Origin of the sequence: Winogradskyella sp. 4-2091, assembly GCF_045765065.1 — a bacterium.
GTDB lineage: Bacteria > Bacteroidota > Bacteroidia > Flavobacteriales > Flavobacteriaceae > Winogradskyella.
This window is the reverse complement of record NZ_JBJKOD010000014.1, coordinates 36,780-58,897: the sequence shown is the minus strand read 5'-3', so window position 1 is coordinate 58,897 and position 22,118 is coordinate 36,780. Positions and strand designations below refer to the sequence as shown.

Annotated in this window: 19 protein-coding genes; 13 read left to right on the top strand and 6 right to left on the bottom strand. The window is 30.7% G+C overall.

Annotation, left to right across the window (positions count from 1 at the left end; translation table 11 throughout):
• Window position 1 precedes the first annotated feature (1 nt).
• Genes ACJBCC_RS15025 through ACJBCC_RS15010 form a run of 4 tightly spaced genes read left to right on the top strand, consistent with a single transcriptional unit; the run spans window position 2 to window position 4,630 of the window.
• Complete coding sequence (locus ACJBCC_RS15025; RefSeq protein ID WP_407557637.1) at window positions 2-919, top strand: hypothetical protein; 918 nt, start codon at window positions 2-4, stop codon at window positions 917-919.
• 12 nt (window positions 920-931) lie between these two features.
• A complete protein-coding gene (locus ACJBCC_RS15020; RefSeq protein WP_407557636.1) occupies window positions 932-2,026 on the top strand; it encodes a DegT/DnrJ/EryC1/StrS family aminotransferase in 1,095 nt (364 codons plus the stop codon).
• Window positions 2,027-3,337 (top strand): O-antigen translocase, encoded by a 1,311-nt coding sequence (locus ACJBCC_RS15015; protein ID WP_407557635.1) that lies wholly within the window; start codon window positions 2,027-2,029, stop codon window positions 3,335-3,337.
• A 3-nt stretch (window positions 3,338-3,340) separates the two neighbouring features.
• Window positions 3,341-4,630 (top strand): O-antigen translocase, encoded by a 1,290-nt coding sequence (locus tag ACJBCC_RS15010; RefSeq protein WP_407557634.1) that lies wholly within the window; start codon window positions 3,341-3,343, stop codon window positions 4,628-4,630.
• 6 nt (window positions 4,631-4,636) lie between these two features.
• Here the strand turns inward: ACJBCC_RS15010 and ACJBCC_RS15005 are convergent, their stop codons facing one another.
• Entirely contained in the window at window positions 4,637-5,779 is a 1,143-nt protein-coding gene (locus tag ACJBCC_RS15005) for a glycosyltransferase (protein WP_407557633.1), read from the bottom strand.
• Between the two features lie 44 nt (window positions 5,780-5,823).
• Here ACJBCC_RS15005 and ACJBCC_RS15000 point away from each other — a divergent pair, with 44 nt between their 5' ends.
• The gene (locus tag ACJBCC_RS15000; protein WP_407557632.1) at window positions 5,824-6,918 is read left to right on the top strand and encodes a glycosyltransferase; all 1,095 of its coding nucleotides are present in this window, start codon (window positions 5,824-5,826) and stop codon (window positions 6,916-6,918) included.
• The gene (locus tag ACJBCC_RS14995; RefSeq protein WP_299103018.1) at window positions 6,918-7,328 is read left to right on the top strand and encodes an FdtA/QdtA family cupin domain-containing protein; all 411 of its coding nucleotides are present in this window, start codon (window positions 6,918-6,920) and stop codon (window positions 7,326-7,328) included. The genes ACJBCC_RS15000 and ACJBCC_RS14995 overlap by 1 nt, the downstream gene beginning before the upstream one ends.
• Here the strand turns inward: ACJBCC_RS14995 and ACJBCC_RS14990 are convergent.
• Both ACJBCC_RS14990 and ACJBCC_RS14985 read right to left on the bottom strand, forming a co-directional pair.
• Window positions 7,308-8,249: a glycosyltransferase family 2 protein gene (locus ACJBCC_RS14990; protein ID WP_299103020.1), complete on the bottom strand. Its 942-nt coding sequence runs from the start codon at window positions 8,247-8,249 to the stop codon at window positions 7,308-7,310. The genes ACJBCC_RS14995 and ACJBCC_RS14990 overlap by 21 nt on opposite strands.
• A 1-nt stretch (window position 8,250) precedes the next feature.
• Window positions 8,251-9,543, bottom strand: coding sequence for a hypothetical protein (locus ACJBCC_RS14985; protein WP_407557631.1), 1,293 nt, complete (start codon window positions 9,541-9,543; stop codon window positions 8,251-8,253).
• A gap of 122 nt (window positions 9,544-9,665) precedes the next feature.
• Between ACJBCC_RS14985 and ACJBCC_RS14980 the strand changes: the two genes are divergently transcribed.
• The gene (locus tag ACJBCC_RS14980; RefSeq protein ID WP_407557630.1) at window positions 9,666-10,499 is read left to right on the top strand and encodes a 2OG-Fe(II) oxygenase; all 834 of its coding nucleotides are present in this window, start codon (window positions 9,666-9,668) and stop codon (window positions 10,497-10,499) included.
• Here ACJBCC_RS14980 and ACJBCC_RS14975 read toward each other — a convergent pair.
• Together ACJBCC_RS14975 and ACJBCC_RS14970 are read right to left on the bottom strand one after the other, a co-directional pair.
• On the bottom strand, window positions 10,496-11,365 hold the full coding sequence (locus tag ACJBCC_RS14975) for a hypothetical protein (RefSeq protein WP_407557629.1): 870 nt from the start codon (window positions 11,363-11,365) through the stop codon (window positions 10,496-10,498). The two genes, ACJBCC_RS14980 and ACJBCC_RS14975, sit on opposite strands and share 4 nt — an antisense overlap.
• A gap of 3 nt (window positions 11,366-11,368) precedes the next feature.
• Window positions 11,369-12,052: a cell division ATP-binding protein FtsE gene (locus tag ACJBCC_RS14970; protein WP_407557628.1), complete on the bottom strand. Its 684-nt coding sequence runs from the start codon at window positions 12,050-12,052 to the stop codon at window positions 11,369-11,371.
• Between the two features lie 238 nt (window positions 12,053-12,290).
• Between ACJBCC_RS14970 and ACJBCC_RS14965 the strand changes: the two genes are divergently transcribed.
• The 3 genes from ACJBCC_RS14965 (at window position 12,291) to ACJBCC_RS14955 (ending at window position 18,880) form a co-directional block, all read left to right on the top strand.
• Window positions 12,291-15,311, top strand: coding sequence for a tetratricopeptide repeat protein (locus ACJBCC_RS14965; protein ID WP_407557627.1), 3,021 nt, complete (start codon window positions 12,291-12,293; stop codon window positions 15,309-15,311).
• 60 nt (window positions 15,312-15,371) lie between these two features.
• Window positions 15,372-17,093, top strand: a complete 1,722-nt coding sequence (locus ACJBCC_RS14960) for a TonB-dependent receptor (RefSeq protein WP_407557626.1) — start codon at window positions 15,372-15,374, stop codon at window positions 17,091-17,093.
• 167 nt (window positions 17,094-17,260) lie between these two features.
• The gene (locus ACJBCC_RS14955; RefSeq protein WP_407557625.1) at window positions 17,261-18,880 is read left to right on the top strand and encodes an amidohydrolase; all 1,620 of its coding nucleotides are present in this window, start codon (window positions 17,261-17,263) and stop codon (window positions 18,878-18,880) included.
• A 177-nt stretch (window positions 18,881-19,057) separates the two neighbouring features.
• Here the strand turns inward: ACJBCC_RS14955 and ACJBCC_RS14950 are convergent, their stop codons facing one another.
• Entirely contained in the window at window positions 19,058-19,756 is a 699-nt protein-coding gene (locus ACJBCC_RS14950) for a class I SAM-dependent methyltransferase (protein WP_407557624.1), read from the bottom strand.
• A gap of 70 nt (window positions 19,757-19,826) precedes the next feature.
• Between ACJBCC_RS14950 and ACJBCC_RS14945 the strand changes: the two genes are divergently transcribed.
• Genes ACJBCC_RS14945 through ACJBCC_RS14935 form a run of 3 tightly spaced genes read left to right on the top strand, consistent with a single transcriptional unit; the run spans window position 19,827 to window position 22,111 of the window.
• Window positions 19,827-20,321 carry a YkgJ family cysteine cluster protein gene (locus ACJBCC_RS14945; RefSeq protein ID WP_407557623.1) on the top strand — a complete coding sequence of 165 codons (495 nt, stop codon included), beginning with the start codon at window positions 19,827-19,829 and terminating at the stop codon, window positions 20,319-20,321.
• 50 nt (window positions 20,322-20,371) lie between these two features.
• The gene (locus tag ACJBCC_RS14940) at window positions 20,372-21,268 is read left to right on the top strand and encodes a hypothetical protein (protein WP_407557622.1); all 897 of its coding nucleotides are present in this window, start codon (window positions 20,372-20,374) and stop codon (window positions 21,266-21,268) included.
• Entirely contained in the window at window positions 21,269-22,111 is an 843-nt protein-coding gene (locus ACJBCC_RS14935; RefSeq protein ID WP_407557621.1) for a sterol desaturase family protein, read from the top strand.
• Window positions 22,112-22,118 lie beyond the last annotated feature (7 nt).

The window sequence follows — 22,118 nt, the reverse complement described above, 5'->3', positions numbered from 1 at the left end:
CATGAAAAAATTCATAACATATACGGTTTATTTTATCTGTCCTGTGATAATTCTAATGATTGTTATGGAGTTTGCATTACGACAAATACCTAATGATTATAAATTTAAGAACGAACAAATAGAATTAAAAAAAGAAGCTGTTGAGCTACTAATTCTTGGAAGTTCTCATAGTCTGTATGGCATTAATCCAAAATATTTTACAAACGAAGCCTACAATTTAGCACATGTTTCACAAACAATAGATTTAGATTATTTATTACTGAATAAATATATAAACGAATTGCCTAAACTAAAAACGGTTGTAATACGTTTGTCATATACCACATTGCATGAGCAATTAGATGAGAGCGCAGAAGCCTGGAGGCAAAAAGATTACAATTTGTATTACAATTTGGACGTATCAAATAAGCTGAAATTTAATAGTGAAGTACTAAGCCTAAAGCTAAAAAACAACCTTAAACGATTAAAGAATTATTATATAGATAACGAAGATCCTATTTCGGTAACTAACTCAGGTTGGGCAAATTTTAAGACGTCTCACGCTGATAAATCTTTAGAGGAACTTGGATTCATTGTGGCAAAAAAGCATACCGCTAAAAATGATGATTTTGTAAAAGAAAATATTGAGTATATAAAGAAAATAGCCAATCTTGGTAAAGAAAACAACCTAAAGGTGATATTTGTTACCTTACCAGCATATAAAAGTTATAGGACGCATTTAGATAAATCACAATATGAAATTGTGAGTTCAGCTGGTAAAAAATTAGAAAAGCAATTTCAAAATTGTAGCTATTTAAATTTAATGTCGGCTAAAAATTTTAATGAAGATGATTTTTATGATCCTGACCATTTAAAAGCAACAGGCGCAAAGAAGCTTAGTAATTATATTAATGATTTTATTATAAATTCTAATAATTGATTAATTTGAAACATGATTAAATTTCTAGACCTAAATAAAATTAATAACCGATTCAGAAGTGAGTTTGAAGTATCCTTTAGTAAATCTTTAGATGATGCGCATTTTATTTTAGGTAAAAACGTAATAAATTTTGAAAACGAATTTGCTTCTTATTGCGGAGCACAGTTTTGTGTCGGTACTGCAAATGGATTAGATGCGTTGACTTTAATTTTAAAGGGCTACATTCAATTAGGTAAACTGCAAAAAGGAGATAAAGTAATAGTGCCTGCAAATACATTTATAGCTACAATTTTATCAGTTCTACATGCAGATTTAGTGCCGGTTTTAGTAGAACCTAATCCAGACAGTTATAATATTACTATAGATTCAATAAAAGAAAGTAAAGCTGATGCTAAAGCTATAATAATGGTTCATCTTTATGGACAGTTATGTGATGTTGAAGACATCTTAGAATTTGCAGAAACCAATGACTTACTTCTAATAGAAGATGCAGCGCAAGCACATGGAGCAGAATGCAAATTGGGTATGGCTGGTAATGTTTCTAATGCAGCAGCCTTTAGTTTTTATCCTAGTAAAAATTTGGGTGCTTTAGGAGATGGAGGTGCAATTACTACAAATAATGAGGATTTAGCTAGAGTTATACGACAGCTGCGTAATTATGGCAGTACAAAAAAATATACAAATAAAATACTTGGTTATAATAGCAGATTAGATGATATGCAAGCTGCGTTTTTAAGTATTAAACTAGGAGAATTGAATGCAGATAATAAAAGACGACGAGAAATAGCTAAAGTATATCTAAGCGAAATTAACAATCCTAAAATTAAACTGCCATTTTATAATGGTACTAAGAATCATGTGTTTTATGCATTTGTAGTAGAAGTGGACGACAGAAATGATTTTACAGAATATCTAAATAATCATAATATAGAGTGGTTAATTCATTATCCGATTCCGCCTCACAAGCAAGAAGCGTTAAGTGCGTTTTCTAATTTAGAATTTCCTGTAACTGAAAATATTCATAAAAAGATAATAAGTCTTCCTATTAGTCCTGTACTAGAAAATAATGAAGTTCAGAAGGTTGTTGAAATATTAAATTCTTATTAATTGAAGAAGTTTTTTAATTACATAAATGGCGAAAATTCAGTAAAAACTTTTGGATTAAATAGTGCAAATGTTGGACTTAAAATCTTATCAGGTATTATTATTTCAAAATTTATAGCCATTTATATTGGTCCTTATGGCATGGCATTGATAGGGAATTTGAAAAACTTTTTAAGTGCTATTCAATCTATTGCTATTTCCGGTCTTTATAAAGGTGTAGTAAAATTTATAAGTCAAGTGAAATCGGATGCTTTAGAACTTTCTAAAACATTGTCTACTGTATTCTATTTTGGCTTCTTTTCTTCCTTTTTCCTAGCATTATTATGTTATTATAATGCAGAATTTATTAGTGATGTATTGTTTTCTGAAGATTATAAATACACTAATATTATTGAAACCATGGCTATTGTTCTACCATTTTATGCGTTGAATATGTTTGCCTTTTCAATTATGAATGGGTTTTCTAAGCAGAAATACTTATTAGTCATTAATATGCTATGTCAAGTTTTAGGACTTGCTGTTACTTTGTTATTAATATTTAGAGAAAATATAAATGGTGCATTGTTAGCTATTGTGATAACACCAGCATTAAACCTACTTATTACTATCGTTGGTATTGCTTTTAGAAAGAGTTTAATTACTACTATAAAGATAAAGCATATCAGTCTCTCGGTAATTAACAGGCTTAGTCCTTATATGATTATGGCATTGGTAAGTGCTATAGCCATACCAATTGTAATGGTCATTATTAGAAACTACATTATTACAGCGCTTGGCATAGAATCTGCAGGATATTGGACAGCCATGACACGAGTTTCGGACTATTATCTTATGTTTATAAATTCGTTGATGGTTCTTTATATTTTACCTCGATTTTCGGCAATCAATTCTAAAAGTAAATTTAAAAAAGAAGTATTCAGTTTTTATAAAATTGTAATGCCAGTGTTTTTAATTCTACTATTTGTTATTTATTTAGGTAGATCGATATTAGTACCTTTATTTTTTTCTGAAGAGTTTGAACCAGTAGTAGATTTGTTTGGATTTCAAATATTAGGCGATATAATGCGTGTTTTAGCAATGGTAATTGTCTATAAGTTTTTGGCAAAGAAAATGTTTGGTCATTATATTATTTTAGAAATTTTTCTATTTTTAATTATGTATGCTTCTAGTGTTTTTCTAATAGATGAATTCGGATTAAAAGGCGCAGTAATGGGACACTTTTTTAGTTATTCAATGTATTTCGCATTAATCTTATTAATTTTTAATAGTTCTTTGTTTGGCATCTTGCCAAGTGATAATTTAGAAGAAAACTAAAACGTGAAATTACCTAAGTTTATTAGTAACAATACTGTGCTTAAGATTACATCTCTTAACGCAATTGTTATATCTATTAGATTAGTTGTTTCTGTTTTTATTCAAAGAATGTTAGCCATAGCAGTTGGAGAATCTGGTATTGCAAGCATTGGGCAAGTTAGAAATGTATTGGCAATGTTAACCACCACTTCTACACTTGGTGTTTTTTCAGGCGTTGTAAAATATGTGTCTCAGTTTAAAGCAGATCAACCAGAATTATCTAAACTGTTTTCTACAGTTACACTTTTTACATTAGTAGGCAGTGTTCTGTCTTCGGCTATATTGTTTTTTGGTGCTTCATTCTTTTCAGATTATCTGTTTTATAATCAAGAGTATATCTATGTATTTCATCTCTTAGCTGTAATTATTCCTTTCATTGCAGTTAATAGAATTGTAAATGGTGTCATAAGTGGACTTTCAGATTACAAGCGTTATGCAAAAATTGAATTAATTAGTTATTTATTAGGTGCAGTAGCTTTAGTTTACGGATTGTATAATTCAGATTTAAAAGGTGTAATAATAGCCATTGCGTTAACACCAATAATTCAGTTGATAGTATTAGTTTTTGTCTTCGGTAAAACCTTGAAACAATATGTCAACTTTAGAACGTTAAACTTTAGTATTGTATATAAAAACAAGCTATTAGCTTTTACGCTAATGTCTTTTATTTCCTCGTTTTTAATTAATTATATTGAATTAGATATTAGATTCTTAGTCACAAAAGAGATTAATATTAATGAAGCTGGTTATTGGACAGCAATGACCTTTATTTCTAAAAATTACATGGTGTTTGCAACTGGTTTATTTACATTATATGTATTGCCAAAATTTGCAAACATTACAGGCAAACAAGAATTTGTAAAGGAAGTTATCAATATCTATAAAACCATTTTACCAATCTTTGCATTGGGCATGTTATTAGTATACCTGCTTAGAAATCTAATAATTCAAATAATTTATCCTGAATTTACAGGAATGGAGCCACTTTTTAAATGGCAACTATTAGGAGATTTTGTGCGTTTGAGTTCTGTGGTTTTGGCACATCAATTTTTAGCAAAGCGTTTGGTAAAAAGTTTTGTGATAACAGAATTAATATCTCTGATATTGTTTTTCGTTTTAAGTAAAATATTTATTTCATATTACGGAACAGAAGGCGTTGTATTAGCACATTTTGTGAGATACGTTATCTATTTTGTGGTTGTAATTTTTGTTATAAAACACTACTACAATAATTCGACTTTACAAAAGGAATAATAAACACTAGTGTTGTACTTGCCATTTGTCTAAATATTGCTGAGCACATTTTATATGATCGTGATGAGTCTCTACAAATTGCCTAGCATTTACTGAAATTTCAATGATTTTTTCAGGATTTAAGATTAACCATTCTAATTTTTTTGCAATGGCTTCTGCATCTGGTAAAGCATTAATAGCAATGGTATCTTCTTCAATATTATAGTAGTCTAGCCATTCCTTTTCTGCACCAGTAAAAACGACTTTGCCTTTAGCCATAGCTTCTAAAGCATTGTATCCTTGGTCGTATGCATAAACTTGGTCTAATAGTATATGTGCTTTATCAAAACTTTTAATGTAGTCTTTGTAGGGTAGATCTCGTGTAATTAGGATTTCTACTTTATTGGGTAGTTTTTTTGCAAGAAGTTTTAATGCGTCATCAAAAATATCGTTACCTTTTTTTATGTAATTAAGTGTGTTGATGCCATGAAAAATTACTATCTTATTTTCTATGATGGGTAAACTATATTCAAGTTGACTTAAATCAATAGCATGCGGAATCATGCCTAAATATTTTTTATATCCAATTAAAGGAATGTGATAGTCTAAATCGTTAGAAACAACGCCTTTAATGGTATTAAAAATATGTTTATGTAAATCTATATGAGATTCCGTTAAATAACTTAGTGCAGGCGAAAAGTCTTTCTTAGTGCCTTTGTTTTCAAAATAGGGTGTTAAAATAGAATATCTAAATTTCTTATCGAAAGCATAATTAACACTTGGATAATCTAGACCAGCTGATAATAAAAAAACATTCTTATTCCAATCAGATAGCCAATTGAATATGATACGTTGGTCTTTTCTTTCGAAATCAAATATTGCTTCGTTAATAAATTGAACAACGTCATGATTTGACAATAAATGTTTTTTAGACTTTATTTGGCGCTTAATGGAGACTGCAGTTATATCAATTCCTGAAAACTTTTTAATAATTATTCTCAATTTTTTTAGAAAATAAGAATTGTAAGGATCTCTTATTTCAATGTCTACATCTACTTTTTTAAAACCATCTCTTGTACTAACTAGAATAGCATCATGTCCAAAGCTTTTTAATCCTTGTTTTATATTCCATTGCGCTCTATTATATTCACCAAAGAGTAAAACTTTCATTTATTGAGGTTTCATTTAATATCTTTATCCTTTATTTAAAGGTTATGCAAAGTAAACATAAAAAAAGAATTTGTATTGTAGCGCGTTCACTAAGTGAAGGTGGTGCGGACAGAGTTGCAGCAATGCAGTCTATTTTTCTTTCAGACTTAGGTTATGATGTTTACATAATTACTATATTAAATAGTATTGGATATCCATTTAAAGGAAAGTTATTTAACCTTGGAGCTATTAAAGAGCAAAATGATACTGTTTATGGAAGGTTTAATCGTTTTCTTTTATTCAAAAACTTTTTATCATCAAATAATATCGATGTTGTTATAGATCATCGTGTACGCAGTAAACGTTTTTCTGAATATATGATTTCAGGTTTAATTTATCCGAAATCTACTATATATGTGGTTCATAATTTTACAATAGAACTTTATTTTCCTCCAAATCAATTTTTAACAAAGTACTTTTATAAAAAAGTGAAATCAATTGTTTCAGTATCAAATGGTATTGAGAAAAAAGTTGGCGAATTATATAAGTTTAAAAATTTAAAAACCATATATAATCCTATTGATTTTGAATACATAGATCGTTTAAAAGTTAAAAGTACAGAACCATTAAGCCATTATATTTTTTGGTATGGACGTTTTGAAGAAAAACAAAAAAATCTGTCACTTTTAATAGATGCATATTCAAAATCTCAACTTCCTAGTAAAAATATAAAGTTGATTCTAATGGGAGACGGTAAAGACAAAACGTTGATACATGATAAGATTGTAAATTTAGAGCTTAGTGATTTTGTTGAAATTAAACCGTTTTCAGAAAATCCATTCAAATATATAAATGCTTCAAAATTTACAGTTTTAACAAGTGAATTTGAAGGTTTTCCAATGACCGTTTTAGAATCATTAGCATGCGGAATTCCTGTAATTAGTGTAGAATACAAAAACTTTGAAGATGGTGTTGTGGATAATGAATACAACGGTTTATTGGTAGAAAATCATAATCCTGAAGTGTTGGCTAATGCATTTAATCGTTTTATTAATGACGAAAAATTATATCTTCGTTGTAAAGCCAATGCTAAAAAGAGTTTAGCATCTTTTTCTGTTGAAAAGATATCTAAAGAGTGGCAAATCTTAATTGATAATTAATGAATACTAAAATAACCGATGTTACGATTATAGAAATTCCAAGAGTACATGATGAGCGTGGCTTATTGGCTGTTATAGAAAAAGAAACTATTCCATTTAAAATTGAGCGCGTATACTATTTATATGATGTGCCTTCTGATGCTTTTAGAGGAGGACATGCTCATAAGAAACTCTATCAGCTTATTATTCCCTTATCTGGTAGTTTCAATGTGCTATTAAAGGATGGAAAAGAAAGTAAAACGGTTTATCTCAATAAGCCACACAAAGGCTTATTAATTGTGCCTGGTATTTGGCGAGAAATTGATAATTTCTCTTCAGGTTGTGTGTGTTTGGTATTAGCATCTTCAGTGTATAATGAGGATGATTATATTAGAGATTTCAATGAGTTTTTAGCTTTTAAAAAGGTATAGATAGATTTTACTCCTAATGATATAGGGTCTAATTTTATTTAGCGATTGTAATAAGAACGTCGGTGTCTTTAATAAGGTTTTTTGTTTGAAATTTAAATTATTATAATTTATAGTTGTTAAAGTGTCTTTGTAAATATTAGTTTCTCCATTGATTTTTGTTCTCAGAGCTAATCCATAGCGCTTTATATCCAAATATTTTTTTAAATATAAATTGTCTTTTTCATATGCTGTAAAGGAATTAAATAATATAAATCGAGCTGCATTGTCCTCAAACTTTCCTAAACTCCCATCAATAGATTTATCGTAAATCATTGTAATTTCCGGATTAAAAACTATTGGTTCGTTTAACGCGATTCTAATCCATAAATCGAGATCTTGACTACTTAAGTAAATAGGATTGAACATGCCGTAATCTATAAATTTAGATTTTTCCATTGCTGCAGCAGATGTCCAAACAATTGTGTCACAAAGGCTTGCCTTGAAAAAATCTTCTATAATAATTGGCTGCTTTGTATTATTTACAATATTTATTTTTGCGGGAACAATATGATCCTTATTATGCTTTATACAGTAGTTATTAGCGTAAAGACCGGCTTTTGGATGTAGTGATATACTTGCTTTTAAGCAATTTAGATGGTTGTTTTTCCATATGTCATCTGCGTCTAAAAACGCTACGTATTTAGCCGTCGCAAAATTTACACCATTATTTCTCGCTGCACTAGCTCCTGAATTTTTCTGATGAAAAATCTTAATTTTAGATGATAAAAATGTCTTTATTATACGGACGCTATTATCCGTTGAACCATCATCTATAATGATAATTTCATAATCATCAAAATCTTGATTTAAGGCGCTTTTAAGGCAGTCAGATATATAATCTTCCTTATTATACAAAGGAATTACAATCGAAAAAAATGGCATATTATTCATTTGCTAGTAATTGATTAGCAATCGTTTTGGAGGACTTTAAATTTTTGTCCGTTATAGCACCTTGCAGTAAAACAGTATTGAATAGTTCGTTTTTAAAAGTATCAATTTTTAATTTGTTAGGTTCATGGTTTAAAGCCTTTTCTAAAAGTTTTGATAGCTCCTTTTTATCTTCAACCTTAAAGCAAAGGTCTTTGTGATCATAAAAGGCATTGCCTAAAACAACAACAGGTTTATATTTAAATATGGCTTCAATACCAACTGTAGAATTATTAACTAAAACAATTTTTGCAGTATCTAAGGCAGTATTCAAACTCATTTCGTTATCAATTTGAATGTTATTGCTATTGATAAATTGATATAAACTGGAGTCGTATTTGTTTTTATAAAGAGGATGCTCTCTCACTATTAATTTTACCTTATTTGGCAAGTTAGTATAGACGTCTTTTAGTATTTCTGTATGAGATTTATAATTAGGACTGTGATTAATCATATTAACATCTAAGGGTACTTGCAAAATCAGTAATACAAAATTTTGATGTTGAGTGTGTTTATCATTTATGTTAGAAGCCTTAGGTTTGTAACTGTTTAAATCACTGTATTTTAAATCTGGCGGATACAATGACGTGTTTTCAAACAAAGTCATTAGAACGATATCTAAACCACGATATATTGGTGATCTCTTATATTTTTTGGTGTTAGTTCTGTAACTATCTGAATAATCTGTGTAGTCGGTATTTATAGTAATCGTTTTCTTGCGTATACTGATATTTGCATTTACACCTTTGTCATCAAAAAAGGTGGTGTTAAAAGGACCTTGTTCAATGTAAAAGACTTTTATGTTTTTACTTTTTGCTACAGCAATTGCAATTTCTATACAAAGTCTTGAGTCGCCAATGGTAATTAAATAGTCAGGTTGTTCTGTTGTGAATTGAGCATCAAATATGTCAATATACGCTAAGGTCTGTAGCTGTAATGATGTGGTTGATATCTTGTTACTTAAAGCTGTGTGGAATTTATAATATTTATGAAACTGAATAGACTTATAATGGTCTTGGGAAGAAATAATTTTAAAGTAATGTTTTCGTTTGCGCTTTGCCAATATCCAAGCTTTTGCAGTAATCCAAGTACTCGGTTTTAGCCGCAAAAATGTATAAAGAAAACCACTAACATAGAGGCTGTAAACTTTTAAACTAATTTTTGAATTGTTTTTAGCTTTTAGTTGACGCTCAATATCAAGATAAAATCTAGAAAATTTATCTAATGTACTAAGGCAAATGACTTTCATGTATGGCTAAGACCTCTAGTTTTGTAATTGGAGTACAATGTAATTAAATTATAAATGAAGGTCAAAGACTTTAGCATTAAACGAATTTAATTTATCTTGCAATAGCTTTAAATTAGTGACCATTGAATTACACTTCCGAAGAAATAATTAATCATATTTGTGATAAAATCGTAGCTCAAAAAGCAGAGGTTTTAGCCACTTACAATGGGTCAAAATCTAGCATTGGTTATTTTTATATCGATGATTTATTGCAAGAAGATATTGCAAAAGCATGTTATAAAGTGTTTCCTAATAAAAGCGACATGCGCTGTTTAAATACCATAAGGGAATATAAATATGTATCTGCCCAAATGAACAATCACAACCCTTTGTTAGAAAAAGTGATTTATGCTTTTCAAGATGAGCGTGTGGTTAAATTAATTGGTGGTATTTGTGAAATTAAAACCTTATATGCAGATAACTCACTATATGCAGGAGGATTGTCACTTATGGCAGATCAGAATTTTTTAAATCCACATTTAGATAATTCTCATGATGCTGAACGCGAACGTTGGCGCGTTTTAAATCTGCTATATTATGTTACGCCAAATTGGGAGTTAAAAAATGGAGGACATTTAGAGCTTTGGCCAAATGGACCAAAGAATAAGCCTGTTGTCGTAGAAAGTAAATTCAATCGGTTAGTAGTAATGGCTACGCATGATGCATCTTGGCATTCTGTAAATAAGGTTAACTCTTTAGATGTGGCGAGATGTTGTATTTCTAATTATTATTTTAGTCCAAATGCCTTAAAGGAATCCGATAAATTTCATGTTACTAAATATAAAGGAAGACCAGACGAGACTATCAAAAACATTATTCTTGATACGGATGCCAAATTAAGAACTTTAGTACGAAAAGTGTTTAAAAAAGGCGTCCGAAAAAATCCTCACATTTATAAAAAGGATTCTGATTCTTAGATATTAAGATAAGGATTATCTAATACGCGTTTAGCATCGTTTCTTTTCGTTTCAAATCTATATGGATGGTCTAACACATGAAAATAGTAGATCTGCTTAGTCCAATTAGAATTCTTGAATAAACGTTTGTTTACTAAAAATTTATGGTAAGAGATGTTTCTTAGTTTTTGCGTTTCATTAAACTCTTTTATAGCCAATAACTCTCCAGATTTGTCATTATGGTTTTCCATAAAGATATCATCAAAATATATATAAGTTAGAGGTAAAAACAGATTAGGGTCTTCCTTGAATAATTCTAGAACTTCCATGGTAGAACTATAATAATCGACATCAATAGACACAAATCCTATCGGTGTTTTTGAAGATGTAGACGTTAAAAATTCTTTTAAAGTTTCCTTTATTGGTCCTAAGAATAATTGCGCTTTCCCTTTTATTCTTTCTTCAAGTAGATCTCTATTCATAGGGAAATCTCCTGTATTATAATACTCAGGATGATCTCTGTAATCTATAGGTTCTGGCATACCTTTACCAGTATCAAAACCATAAATATTTATTTTAATTCCGGTAGTATTAGTTACTTTTTCAGCAACTTTAATCATGTTCATTAATCCACTACCATGAGCAACTCCAAACTCTAAAATACTAATCTCTGTAAAACCGCGCGCTTTGGCTTGATCTGCAGCTTTTAAAATACTATAAGCATGATGAGGTCTTAAAACCAAATCATACAATACTTTACTTCTAAAAGAACCAAATAGAAATACAAAAAAGCTTATGATGTTTAAATGTAAAGGTTCTGATAATCGTTCTTTGTAGATCCTTGTCCAGATGCGTTTTTGAGTTAATCGTTTTAATAAAAAACTCATATTTTAACTCTTACGTTGTACTACCTCAAAAACTTTGTTTTCGTCGCATTTTAAGGTTTTACTTGGGTATTTTAATAGTAAAGCATAATCATGAGTAGCCATTAAAATAGTGTTCCCATTTTTATTAATGTCTTGCAGAACTTCCATAACCTCAATACTAGTTTGAGGATCTAAGTTTCCTGTTGGTTCATCTGCCAAAATAAGTTCTGGATCATTCAGTAACGCACGTGCAATGGCAATACGCTGTTGTTCGCCACCAGAAAGTTCATGAGGATATTTAAACCCTTTTGTTTTCATAGCAACTTTATCTAAAACTGTATCAATTCTGTCTTTAATACGTTCCTTATCTTTCCAACCTGTGGCTTTTAAAACAAATTCTAAATTACCCATTATTGTTCTGTCTGGTAATAATTTAAAATCCTGAAATACGATACCTAATTTTCGTCTTAGAAAAGGGATATCCTTTTCCTTCATAGTTTTTAAGTTAAAATCTACTACAGAACCTTCGCCTTCTGTTAATTGCAAATCGCCATAAAGGGTTTGCATGAAGCTACTTTTTCCACTTCCTGTTTTTCCTATGAGGTAAACAAAGTCGCCTTTTTGCATTTCAAAGTTAACCTTAGAAAGTACCATGCTTTCGCCTTGGTAAATGGTAGCATCTTTTAGTTCTAAAACCGTTTCAGACATAGTGTTGATATAAAAATTTTGGTAAGTGTAAATGTATTGCTTAAAATTTCAAATGCCAAAAGCTGCAAGTTAATTTATGAAACTAAAACGAAAGCATCAACCTAAAAGTACCTGAGCAAAGAACTCTTGAGTAAATATTAATAACTCCGTGTATAATTATAAGCAAATTCTATCGTTATAGATTTGGTATTGAATTATATTTGATGCTAAATTAAATCATTCAAAAAATTGTAAAATAATGGTGTTACTCAAAAAACAGTTAATCATCGTTTTTCTAGTTTTTACATCACTTTTAATGGCGCAAAAATCTGCTGTTTACACTAGTGATTTACAAGACTATCAAAAGGCTTTAACCTTATATAATAATAAACAGTATAACGCATCTCAATCTTTATTTCGGGATATAAAAAATGATACAGATGATATTACAATTCAATCGGATTGTGCGTATTATATCGCCAACTGCGCTGTACGTTTAAACCAGAAAAATGCTGACGATTTAATTACCGATTTTGTAGATGAATATCCTACAAGTACTAAAAGAAATACGGCCTTTTTAGATGTTGCAGATTATTATTTTAACAATGGTAAATATGCATACGCCAGGAAATGGTACGAGCGTGTAGATGAACGTAGTATTGCTCGTTCAGAAAAAGAACGTTTCAATTTTAATTATGGCTATTCACTATACTCTACTAAAGAAGAAAAGAAAGCTACTAAATATTTAAACCGCGTTGTAAATTCTAAAGAATACGGATCACAAGCCAAATATTATATTGGATTTTTGGCTTACCAAGGGGATGATTATGACACAGCTAACGAATATTTTGATCAAGTAAGCGATAATGAAAAGTATAAAGAGAAGTTATCTTATTATCAAGCAGATTTAAATTTTAAACTAGGTAAGTTTGAAAAAGCCATTGAGCTAGCAGAGGCGCAATTACCTAAAAGTAATGCAGCTGAGAAATCTGAACTTTCTAAGATTATTGGTGAAAGCTATTTTAATCTAGAAAAATACACAGAAGCAATTCCTTATTTGAAAGAATACAAAGGCAAAAAACGTAAATGGAATAATACGGATTATTACCAATTGGGTTACGCGTATTACAAGCAAAATGATTTTGAAAGTGCTATTTCAGAATTCAATAAAATTATTGGAGGCGACAATTCTGTTGCACAAAATGCTTATTACCATTTAGGTGAAAGCTATATCAATTTAGATAAAAAACAAGAAGCTTTAAATGCGTTTAGAAATGCATCTCAAATGGATTATGATTTAAAAATTCAGGAAGATGCATGGTTAAATTATGCAAAGATTAGTTATGAAATTGGCAATCCTTATCAGTCAGTACCTCAAGTTTTAACAGGTTACTTAGAGCAATATCCAAATTCTGGTTATAAAGAAGAGATCGAAACACTTTTAATAGATTCTTACATTACGTCTAAAAACTATAAGGAAGCTTTAGTGTTGTTAAAAGGAAAAAATAGCTTTGAGAATAAAGCTGCGTATCAAAAGGTAGCCTTTTTTAGAGCTGTAGAATTGTATAATGAAAATAAATTCAATGAGGCTTTAGATTTGTTTAAAGGATCTTTAAAAGAATCAATTGACCCAGTTTATGTCGCTAGAGCTACGTTTTGGAAAGCCGAAACGGAATACAACCTTACGGATTATAATAAAGCTTTAATTGGTTTTAAGCAGTTTGCAGGATTAACTGAAGGGTCAAGTTTAGAGGAAAATGAAAACCTTAATTACAACTTAGCTTACACGTATTTTAAGTTGAAAGAATATACAAATGCATCTAGTTATTTTGACAAATTTATAAAAGCTAACGCATCAGATTTATTAAGAAAAAACGATGCTTATTTAAGATTAGCAGATGGTTACTTTGTCTCTAGCAATTATAATGATGCTATTTCGGCATACAAAAAAGCGATTCAGATTAATAAAATAGAATCTGATTATGCGGCATTTCAAATTGCAATGAGTCAAGGGTATTTGGGTAAAGGGTCTTCAAAAATTTCAGAATTAAAATCTTTTATTAATGATTATCCTAAGTCGGCTTTGCGAGATGATGCTATGTACGAGTTGGCTAATTCTTATGTAAAGGCAAGCGATACAGATAAGGCGATGCAAATGTATGATCGTTTAAATTCTGAGTATAGTAGAAGTGCGTTTACATCTAAGGCATTGTTGCGTCAAGGGTTAGTGTATTATAACGGAAATGATAATGAGCGTGCTTTAAGTAAGTTTAAGAAAGTAGCGACAGATTTTCCTGGTTCTGGTGAGGCAGTACAAGCGGTTTCAACAGTACGATTAATTTATATTGATTTAGGTCGTGTAGATGAATATGCAACTTGGGTTAGAACATTAGATTATGTTGAGGTTACTGATGTAGACTTAGATAATGCAACATATTTAGCAGCAGAAAAGCCATATTTAGATAACGAAACGGATAAAGCAATTCGTCAGTTCAATACCTATTTAAATGAGTTTCCAAAAGGGATTCACAGTTTGAAAGCTCATTTTTACTTAGCGCAATTGTATTATAAAGAGGATCTTTTAGAAAATGCACAGCCACATTATAAGGCTGTGGTACAAGCTTCAAAATCTGAATATACAGAGCAAGCAACCGTTAAGCTTTGTGAGATTTATTTAGATGATTCTAATTGGAGTGAAGCCATACCTGTTTTAAAAAGCTTAGAGTTAGAAGCAGATTATCCACAAAATGTCATCTATGCGCAGTCTAACCTGATGAATGCTTATTACCAAACGGAAGATTATTCAAAAGCAGAAAGTTATGCTGATAAAGTGCTGAGCAATTCAAATTTAGATAACAAAATAAAAAGCGATGCTAAATTAATCATAGCTCGATCTGCCATAAAAACAGGAAACGAAACTAAAGCAAAAACGGCATATGCTGAGGTTGAAAAAATTGCAACTGGTAGTGTGGCAGCAGAAGCTTTATTTTACAATGGTTATTTTAAAAACAAAGCTGGTGAATATGAAGCATCCAATACTGTTATTCAGAGATTAGCTAAGGATTATGGAAGCTACAAATTGTATAGTGCAAAAGGCTTAGTAGTTATGGCTAAGAATTTCTATGCTTTAGGAGATGCATTTCAAGCCACATACATACTAGAAAGTGTGATTAGTAACTTTCCAGATTTTATAGAGGTTGTAAATGAAGCGCAACAAGAATTAAACAAAATAAAAGCAGAAGAAGCAAAAACGAATTCATCAATTGAGACTGAAGACTAACAAATTCCTTTGAAAAAGGGAATCTCTTAGTTGAAGCATATTCAAATCAAAACATATAAAATGAAAATCAAGTTTTTAATTTTTATTATAACCATTACAAGTAGTCTTTCTTTTGTCGTAGCTCAAGAAAAGGATACAATTGCAGACCAAACGGTTAACGTTATTAAACCATATCAACCAACAATTTCAGATGCCTTTAAAATTAAAGATAATCCTAAATTGAATGACTCAAATGCTGTAAAGAAGAAAGAAATAAAGTATAATATTTTCTCAATTCCTGTGGCGTCAACATTTACACCTGCAAAAGGTAAAGCAGCAACGGTAGATAAAGCTAAAGCTGTAAAGTTATATGACAATTATGCCTCTTTAGGTATTGGTACGTATACCACGATTTTAGGTGAAGTTTATCTCAACCATGAGTTAAGTAGAGATGAGAATGTTGGTGGTTACTTTAGTCATCATTCATCGCAAGGCGGAATAGACAATTTATTATTAGACGATAATTTTTCTAAAACAAAATTGAATGCACATTACTCAAAAAGTTTAAGAGAATTTACATGGAAAGTAGATGGAGGATTTGATTTACAAACTTATAATTGGTATGGATTACCTCAAGATTTTTTTGGAGAAGCAGAAGCTGATGTCATAGATTCTAAGCATACATATACAAGCTTTAATATTGGTGGAAAAATTGATTTTGATGATGCACTCGTAAAAGATGCAAGTATTCGGTTTAGACGATTTGGAGATGATAGAGGTTCTGGAGAGAACTTGTTTAATGCTAGTACTAATTTTGAAGTATCTATACGTGATGCAGATATTGATGCTGAAGTGTTTTTAGACGGAATCTCTGGAAGTTTTGATGCTGATTATGATGGGATAGGAGAACTTAACTATGGGAATTTTATGATTGGTTTGGCACCTTCTTATCAATTAAATAAAGATGATTTAACCATTAATTTAGGTGTAAGATTAACGTTCCTTAATGACACAGAATTGAGTAAAAGTAAATTCTATATTCATCCTAATGTTGATGCTTCTTACCGTTTGGTAGACGAACTTTTAATCGCTTATGGCGGATTAAAGGGGTCAGTTAATCAAAATTCATATTATAGCTTTGCTAATGTTAATCCGTTTGTAGCACCAACACTTGCTATAGCACCAACCAATCAGCAATTTAACGCATTTGTAGGTGTAAAAGGTAAGTTAACAAATAACTTAAGTTATAATGTGAAAGGTAGTTATGGATCTGAGAAAGGAAAAACTCTATTTAAATCTAATGCTGCGCCAGAAATAGCTTCTGAAGACTATCATTTCGGAAATTCATTTGGAGTTGTTTACGATAATATCACTACATTTTCAATAGCAGGAGAATTGAATGTTGATGTCAACAGAAATTTTTCTTTGGGTATCAAAGGAGAATATTTTGCATATGATACAAAAGATCAAGCGCAAGCATGGAATTTGCCAGATTTGGAAGCATCTTTATTTGTAGATTATCAAATCACAGAACAATGGTTTGCAGGTGCTAGTGGTTATTTTGTTGGAGAACGTAAAGATGAAAGAATTGTAAATATGTTGTTTTCACAACCTAGCGTGACAAGAGTAAGTTTAGATAGTTATTTTGATTTAAATGCGCACGTTGGATATAAAATCAATGAGCAATTATCTGTATTTGCTAAAGCGAATAACATTTTTAATCAAGATTATGATCGTTGGTTAGATTATCCAGTTCAAGGGATTCAAATTTTGGCAGGAGCAACGTATCAGTTCGATTTTTAATCAGGAATTATTTGAGATTCTATTATAAAGTAAAAAAGATCTATTTAGATATTTCAAAAAGCGTTTCAGTTCCGAAACGCTTTTCTTATTTTTACAACAGTCTGCCGTATTGCTTATAATTTTATTCAACTAATAGCGTAGATTACCAACCACCAAAACAAAATACGATGATTAAAAAAATTCTTCCCATTGTAATCCTATTTACACTATTTGCTTGTGAAAAAGATAAGCTTCAAGCGGATTTAATAGTTACAAATGCTAATATTTACACGGTAGATAAAAACTTTAATAAAGCGGAATCTTTTGCTGTAAAGGATGGTAAAATCATTGCAGTCGGTTCAATTTCAGAAATTAACGATACGTATAAAGCTATTGATACGTTAAATGCTAATGGTAATACTTTAGTACCAGGATTCATTGATGCGCATTGTCATTTTCTAGGATTAGGTTTTAATCAGCAAGCGGTTGATTTAGTTGGTACTAAAAGTTTTGAAGAAGTTGTGAAGCGTGTTTTAGTTTTTCAGAATGTAAAACGACAAAAATTTATTTTAGGTCGAGGTTGGGATCAGAATGATTGGGAAGATAAAAGATATCCTAATAAAAAATTATTAGACAAGTTGTTTCCTAATACACCAATAGCATTAACACGTATAGATGGCCATGCGATTTTAGCCAACCAAGCTGCTTTAGATTTAGGTAAAGTAACAAAGCAAAGTAAAATTGATGGAGGAGAAGTTGTTTTAGAAAACGGAGAATTAACAGGTGTTTTAATTGACAATGCAGAATCTTTGGTAATGGAATTTTGGCCTGAATCAACAAAACTGGAAGCAGCCAAAGCGTTATTGGAGGCGCAAAAAATATGTTTTGAACTTGGTTTAACAACCGTAGACGATGCAGGTTTAAATAAAGAATCTATTGGGCTAATTGAAGACCTTCAAGCATCTGGTAAATTAAAAATGCGCATTTATGCTATGGTATCTTATTCTGAAGAGAATGTAGACTACTTTTTAAATAAAGGGATCATAAAAACAGACCGACTAAATGTACGGTCGTTTAAATTTTATGCAGATGGTGCATTAGGTTCTAGAGGTGCATTATTAAAAGAACCTTATAGTGATAAGCCAAAGCATTTAGGTTTAATGGTTACGGATTTAGAAACTCTAAAAAAATCTGCAGAGCGAATTGCAAATTCTGAGTTTCAAATGAACACACATGCCATTGGAGATTCTGCTAATAGTGCTGTTTTAGAAACGTACACTAAGGTTTTAAAAGGGAAGAAAGATAGACGTTGGCGTGTAGAACATGCACAAATTGTATCGGATGAAGATTTTAAAATGTATAAAAATATCATGCCATCAATTCAACCAACGCACGCAACGAGTGATATGTATTGGGCAGAAGATAGAGTAGGAGAAGAACGAATTAAAGGTGCTTATGCTTACAAAAAATTATTAGACGCTTATGGAAAAGTAGCCTTAGGAACTGATTTTCCGGTAGAACGCGTTAGTCCATTTTTAACGTTTTACGCGGCAGTTGGTAGACAAGATTTAGAGCAATATCCAGAAGGCGGTTTTCAAATGGAAAATGCTTTAACCAGAGAAGAAGCTTTAAGAGGAATGACCATTTGGGCAGCATATTCTAATTTTGAAGAGGATGAAAAAGGTAGTATCGAAGTAGGGAAATTTGCAGATTTTATCATCTTAGATAAAGATATTATGACGGTTGAGACTAAGGAGATTCCTAATATTAAGGTGCTGAATACTGTTGTTGGTGGAGAGGTGCAGTAAAAGTGACTAGTTTAGAAAATTTACAAAGTTGTAAAGTTTAAGAGAATCAAAGCTTCAGAGTTATACAGTAGCACAGTTCCTAATAATCATAGATTTAATTATTAAGATATAATCTATGCATTTATTAAACTTTGCGCCTTAATGTCTTTGCGAGAAATTAATTTAAACAGAAGCAGCTCAAAACAAGCGTGCCAAATAATCAAAATGCTCACCATCCATAACTTTCTCACAATTTAATCCAACCGTTAAACAAGCCGTTTTTAAAGTTTCAAAATCTAGATATAACCATTTCATAGCGGTTTCTTTTTCGCCTTTATAAGATAGAAAATAATCGAGTTCTCCAGGATAACCTTGATTTAAATCTAACCATTGTCCACCATCTTCATCTTCATACATATAAGAAATATCAGAAGAATCGATGAGAATTTGACCTCCTGGTTTTAATATAGATTTTAAATGCTTCAAGTTTTGGGAAACAAGGGACAATTCCTGAAAAATTCCTGTGCCATTCATTAATAACAAAATTGTATCAAACGTTTCAGTTTCTTCTAAAATTGGTTTTAGTTCAGCATTAATTACACCTCGTTTTTTAGCAACTTCTACAGCACCTTCAGAGTTATCAATAGCTTTTACGTTTAGTCCTTTATTTTGTAACCACAGTGAATGGCTTCCGGATCCACAACCGACATCCAAAATATTTCCTTTGGATAATTGCAAAGCCTTTTGCTCTAGTTGAGGCATGTCTGCATAGGGTCTAAATAAGTAAGGAAGAGGTAAGGTATCTTCATCAGAAATATTAGTGGATGTAATTATATCTTCAGAATAATTTCCGTTTTGGAAATCTAATAATGCTTTTCCAAAAATATCTTTTTTCATAATTTCTGTCAGTTCGAGTGATTTCGGTTTTTCTCAAAATTGTATCGAGAACTTTACTTAAATTTGTTGTATGCAAGACCAAATCAATAACCTTCCAAAGCTCGCCAAAGATAAACATAAGGAGAATAAAACCTTTTTTGCGAAGCTAAAAAAGAAACCACCAAAACAACTCGATTATTTAATGCAAGAATTGCACGAAGATGAGTTTGAGCGCACTGACTGTTTAGAATGTGCTAATTGCTGTAAAACAACAGGTCCTTTATTTACAGATAAGGATATTCAACGTATTGCGAAATCTTTTAAAATGAAAGAGCAACAGTTTATAAAAAGTTATTTGCGCCTAGATGAAGAAAATGATTATGTGTTGCAATCCGTACCATGTACTTTTTTGGGAGCTGATAATTATTGCTCAATTTATGATGTGAGACCAAAGGCCTGTAGAGAATTTCCGCATACTGATAGAAAGAAATTTCAGCAAATTTCTAATTTAACTTTAAAGAATGTAGCCATTTGTCCGGCAGCTTTTAATATCGTTGAGGAAATGAAAAAAAGAATTCAACACTAATTTTTCATTTAGGAATAATTATTGATGACTAAAGTTTTAAAAAAATGTTTATGAGAAATTTTATTTTAAGAGCAGCATGTGTTCTTTTCGCGGTGAACTGTTCATTTTCGCAGGCTTGGATGACTAATTTAGAAATTGCTCAAAGTTTAGCATCTGTGGAGAATAAAATGATATTGATGGTTTGGGAAGAAACTACAAAATTTCAATATCCTGTTTTTGTAAATGATGATTATGGTAATGTTGTTTTAATAAGTAACTTGTTTGAAGATGAAAATGTAAGTCCATTAATTTGGGAAAACTTTGTGCCAGTTATTGTTAATGAGTATGAATATTCAGATTTATATGCAGAGATAAAAGGTAAGAGAAGTCAAGCCTATATTGATAAGTTTAACGATGATTCTATTAAGATATTAGATGTTAACGGAAACATTTTAAATGTAGATAGCAACTCAGAAGATTATGAAAATATTTCTGTTTTTATTCAGAGATATGCATTAAATACAGAGTTTTTAGCATTAGAACTGAGTGGCTATCGTCAAAAGAAAGATTTTTATTCGGCATATTATTTAGCTTCAAAATATTTAGATTTTTCTATGTATTTAGATAAGAGTGTAAGACGTGATGTAATAAAACTTTCTGAAATATACTTAGAAGAAGCGAAAGCCTTTTTAGATGGTAAAAGCGATCAGAAACCCTTAACTCAACGTGTGGCTCTTTTAAAAATTCAATATAGTTTAATTAATAAGCGGCCTAAAAAAGTTTTAAGGCTATTAAAAAAGGTGGAGTCAGAATCTGTAGAGGCTAATAACGAGACGTTTGTGGCTTTTTTATATTATACAGCATATATGATTTTAGACGATAAATCAAATGCAGAAAAATGGGATTCTAAGATTTCTTCTGTAAATTTGAAGAAGGCACAAAAGATTATCAACTTAAATAAAAACTAATTGGAGAACATTATTAATTACTTCGAAACGATTCCATCTCTACACAGGAGTCTTATTTTAATTGGAGGATTAACTTTTTTTTGGGTATTAGAAGGAGGCTTACCTTTATTTAAATTTAAATACAAAAAATGGAAACATGCATTGCCAAATCTGTTTTTTACTTTAACAACAATTATTATAAATTTTGCCTTAGCATTTTTACTATTAGGCTCTGCTGATTGGGTAAAAGCTAATGATTTCGGAATTATAAACTGGCTTCCGCAAATGCCATTATGGTTATATGCTTTACTCGGAGTTTTATTGCTAGATTTTTTTTGTGCTTATTTAGCACATTACGTAGAGCACAAGGTAAAACCATTATGGATGGTGCATCTCGTTCATCACACAGACCACAATGTAGATACTACAACAGCAAATAGGCATCATCCTGTAGAGAGTTTAATTCGATTCTCGTTTACTTTATTAGGTGTTTTTGTAGTAGGTACACCAATTGCTTTAGTAATGTTATACCAAGCGATGTCATTAATATTTACGCAATTTACACATGCTAATATAAAGTTGCCAAAAGGTTTAGATAAAGCATTAAGCTATTTTATTATCTCTCCAGATATGCACAAAACTCATCATCATTATAGATTGCCATATACAGATTCTAATTACGGAAACATTTTTAGTGTTTGGGATCGTATTTTTGGAACTTACATGTATATGGATCGCGAAAAATTAATTTATGGTGTAGACGTCTTTCCAGATGAAGTAAAAAACAGTAATATAAAAGAGTTGCTTAAACAACCATTTCAGAGTTATGAAAAAGCAACACTGTCTGCAGATCTCGAAGATTAATATAATA